The sequence below is a fragment of the Hymenobacter agri genome, assembly GCF_054778495.1.
In genome coordinates this window covers 1-3,663 of sequence record NZ_BAAGZM010000436.1, presented here as the reverse complement: position 1 = coordinate 3,663, position 3,663 = coordinate 1, and the positions used below count along the sequence as shown (strand labels likewise).

Below are 3,663 nucleotides of genomic sequence, written 5' to 3'. Positions count from 1 at the left end.
GGACTGCAGGCGCAGGCGCAGCGTGTCGTGGCCGGCCGCCCAGCGCAGGTCGGCCGTCAGCTGCTCGTAGGCGGCGTGGGCCTCGGCCAAGTCCTCGTCCTGCTCCAGGCGCAGCTCAAACGCCTCCTGCTCGGCCAGGCTCATCTGGCCATCGGCAAAGCGTTCGAGTTCGTCAAAGTAGGGGCGGAGGTCCATCAGCAGCGAGTAAGGGGAAGTGAAAAGCAGAAAGTAAAACAGCGGGGCACGGTGGCAGGCAACTTATTCCCTAGGCTCACCGGCCGGCTCGTAGCCGCCGCGCACGAGTTCGTAGAGCTTGCGCAGGCAGCTGCTTTTCTGCATGCGGGCCACGGTGGCATTAGGAAAGCCCATTTTCACACCCATCTTCTCAAACTGGTAGCCGTGAAAATAAAAATAGGTGAGGGCCTGTTGGCAGTCGGCCCCGAGTTGGTTGAACTGGGCCAGTAGCCGCTGGCGCCGCCGGGCCTCGGCCGCGGGCAGAGGCACGTGGGCCGGCACTTGTGCTTCGAGGCGCTGGCGGGCCATGCCGTAAATAAAGGCCCGCAGGTCTTCGGGCAGCTTGGTAATACGGCCATCGGCCACTTGGTCGTAGAAATCCAGCAGGGTATCCTGCAGCAGTTCGTGGGCCTGGGGAGCTGCCAGTCGATGCTTGCGCTGCGCCCAGCGGGCAAACAGGTGCCGGCTGCGCTGGTAAAAGTCAATCAGAAATTTCTGATTACCCACGCGCAGCTGGGTGAGGGTTTCGGCAAGGGGCGTAGGCATGAGGTAAAGGTAACAGGGGAGGCGGAATAGGGAAAAAGGCAATTGAACCTGTGCCAGTCCGGTTCCCTATCTCGCCGCTCGCCTTACCTTTACACCATGCAAACAGCCGCCCCCGCTCGCCTTCTCGATACCGCCGTTTTCGACCTCATTGCGCAGGAGAAAACCCGCCAGACCCACGGCCTCGAACTCATCGCCTCCGAAAACTACGTATCGGAACAGGTGATGGCCGCCCAGGGCTCCGTGCTCACCAACAAGTACGCCGAGGGCCTGCCCGGCAAGCGCTACTACGGCGGCTGCGAAGTGGTCGACCAGGTCGAGCAACTGGCCATCGACCGCATCAAGCAACTCTTCGGCGTGCAGTGGGCCAACGTGCAGCCGCACTCCGGCGCCCAAGCCAACGCCGCCGTGATGCTGGCCTGCCTCAACCCCGGCGACAAAATCCTCGGCTTCGACCTCTCGCACGGTGGCCACCTCACCCACGGCTCGGCCGTCAATTTCTCGGGGAAGCTCTACGTGCCCAGCTTTTATGGCGTGGAGCGCGAAACCGGCCTCATCGACTGGGAGAAAGTAAAGGAAACCGCCCGCCGCGAGCGGCCCAAAATGATTATCTGCGGGGCCTCGGCCTACTCGCGCGACTGGAATTATAAAGCCCTGCGCGAAGCCGCCGACGAAGTGGGCGCCCTGCTGCTGGCCGACATCTCGCATCCCTCGGGCCTTATCGCCACGGGTCTGCTCAACTCGCCCTTCGAGCACTGCCACATCGTAACGACGACCACGCACAAAACTCTGCGCGGCCCCCGCGGCGGCCTCATTATGCTGGGCAAAGACTTCGATAATCCCTTCGGCCTGACAACCCCGAAAGGCGAAATCCGCCCCATGTCGGCCCTGCTTGACTCGGGCGTGTTCCCCGGCACCCAGGGCGGCCCCCTCGAGCACGTCATCGCCGCCAAGGCTGTGGCCTTCGGCGAAGCCCTGAGCGACGACTACAAAGCCTACACCAAGCAGGTGGCCCGCAACGCGCAGGCGCTGGCCAAAGGCTTCGTGGGCCTGGGCTACGACATCATTTCGGGCGGTACCGATAACCACCTCATGCTGATTGACCTGCGCTCGAAGGGCCTCACCGGCAAGCTGGCCGAGAATGCTCTGGTGCGCGCCGACATCACCATCAACAAAAACATGGTGCCCTTCGACGACAAGTCGCCCTTCGTCACCAGCGGCATCCGCATTGGCTCGGCCGCCATCACCACCCGCGGCCTGGGCGAAACCGACATGCAGCGCATCGTCGAGCTCATCGACGAAACGCTGATGAACCACGACAACGATACCCGCATTGGCCAGGTACGCCAGCGGGTGAACAGCTGGCTGCAGGATTACCCGCTGTTCGCGTAAGTTTTTACGTAAGGGATGATGCCGTTTGTCATCCTGAGCGCAGCGAAGGACCTTATCACCGCTAAACGGTTTGCAGTAATTCAGCTGCTGCGAGCGTGATAAGGTCCTTGGCTGCGCTCAGGATGACAAACGGTTTTATCCCCTCCCCTTTATTCCCTGATTTTATCCGTGCAACCGCAACCCTCTCAACAGCCAAACCTCTCGGGCGACCAGCACGAAATGTCCTTCATCGACCACCTGGAAGCCCTGCGCTGGCACATTATCCGGGCGGCTATTTCGGTGGTGGTATTTGCCACCGGAGCATTTTTTGCCAAAGACTTTCTGTTCCACGACCTGATTCTGGGGCCTTCGCGCCCCGATTTCTGGACGTACCGCATGTTCTGCAAGTTTGGGCAGTGGGTGCACGCCCCCGACTTGTGCATCAACGACGTGGGGTTCGTTATTCAGAACCGCGAGATGAGCGGGCAGCTTACCATGCACATCAGTACCTCGTTCATCGTGGGCATTGTGCTGGCGTTTCCGTATTTGTTCTGGGAAATCTGGCGCTTTGTGAAGCCCGGCCTGTACCCACACGAGCGGCAGAACTCGCGTGGCGCGGTGTTTTTCGTGTCCATTCTGTTCATCATGGGGCTGCTGTTCGGCTACTACATCGCCGCACCGCTCAGCATCAACTTCCTGGCCGGCTACGTGGTCGATGCCAGTATCGAAAACCAGATTGACATGCAGAGCTACCTCAGCACCCTCACAACCATGAGCTTGTCGTGCGCTTTCGTGTTTGAGTTGCCCATGATTGTGTTCTTCCTGGCCAAGGCCGGCATCGTATCGGCCGAAATCATGCAGATGTACCGCAAGCATGCCATTGTGGTTATTCTCATTATTGCCGCCGTTATCACCCCGCCCGATATCTCGGCCCAGATTATCGTCACCATTCCTATTCTGCTGCTCTACGAGCTCAGTATTCACATTGCCCGCGTAGTGCGCCGTGGCGATGCCGCCCGCCTCAATGCCAAGCTGGCCCGCGAGCGGGAATTGGCCGTTACCCCCCCGCAATAACAACCGGGCTGGTGAGTTGTCATCCCTGGCCCCGGTGGGCTGCTTGTTGCAGGCAGTCTACCGGGGTCAGGGTTTTTTTATGCTGTTTGCCCAGTGTGTAAAAATTGCATCACTTGCGGGAAAGATGCGAAATAAACCAGAAAACAACAGTATTGTATAATGCCTGATTGCGGCTTTAATCACCCCTGTGCCGTATTGTGTCGACTCATTCGCACCGGTAGTCGAAAAACAATGCAATCTGAAATGGTACTAAAGCGTGAACATGGCTTTCGTTTTCGTATCTTTGGTAAAGTATTAGTTGGTAACTGTTGATGATGCGGCCCGGATTATTTGCGCGGAAAGCAGTGGCGCTTATGCTGCTGCTGGTGCCGGTCGGCCTGAAGGCCGCTCCGGCGCTACCGCCGTTGCCTGCCGCGCTCGAGCCGTTGCGCCGCCAGCTGG

General features: G+C 59.5%; 5 protein-coding genes. 2 read left to right on the top strand and 3 right to left on the bottom strand.

Annotation, left to right across the window (positions count from 1 at the left end; all coding sequences use genetic code 11):
- Both ACYVDE_RS17235 and ACYVDE_RS17230 read right to left on the bottom strand, forming a co-directional pair.
- Positions 1 to 195, bottom strand: a 195-nt coding sequence (locus ACYVDE_RS17235; protein ID WP_460502784.1) for an anti-sigma factor, incomplete at its 3' end; no start/stop codon positions are given.
- Positions 196 to 258: 63 nt separating this feature from the next.
- A complete protein-coding gene (locus ACYVDE_RS17230; protein ID WP_460502783.1) occupies positions 259 to 780 on the bottom strand; it encodes an RNA polymerase sigma factor in 522 nt (173 codons plus the stop codon).
- Positions 781 to 876: 96 nt separating this feature from the next.
- On the opposite strand from ACYVDE_RS17230, the gene ACYVDE_RS17225 reads away from it, so the two are divergent.
- The gene (locus tag ACYVDE_RS17225; RefSeq protein WP_460502782.1) at positions 877 to 2,169 is read left to right on the top strand and encodes a serine hydroxymethyltransferase; all 1,293 of its coding nucleotides are present in this window, start codon (positions 877 to 879) and stop codon (positions 2,167 to 2,169) included.
- 168 nt (positions 2,170 to 2,337) lie between these two features.
- Positions 2,338 to 3,222 carry a twin-arginine translocase subunit TatC gene (gene tatC, locus ACYVDE_RS17220; RefSeq protein ID WP_460502781.1) on the top strand — a complete coding sequence of 295 codons (885 nt, stop codon included), beginning with the start codon at positions 2,338 to 2,340 and terminating at the stop codon, positions 3,220 to 3,222.
- 205 nt (positions 3,223 to 3,427) lie between these two features.
- Here tatC and ACYVDE_RS17215 read toward each other — a convergent pair.
- The coding region (locus ACYVDE_RS17215; RefSeq protein WP_460502780.1) for a hypothetical protein at positions 3,428 to 3,663 on the bottom strand (236 nt) is incomplete at its 5' end.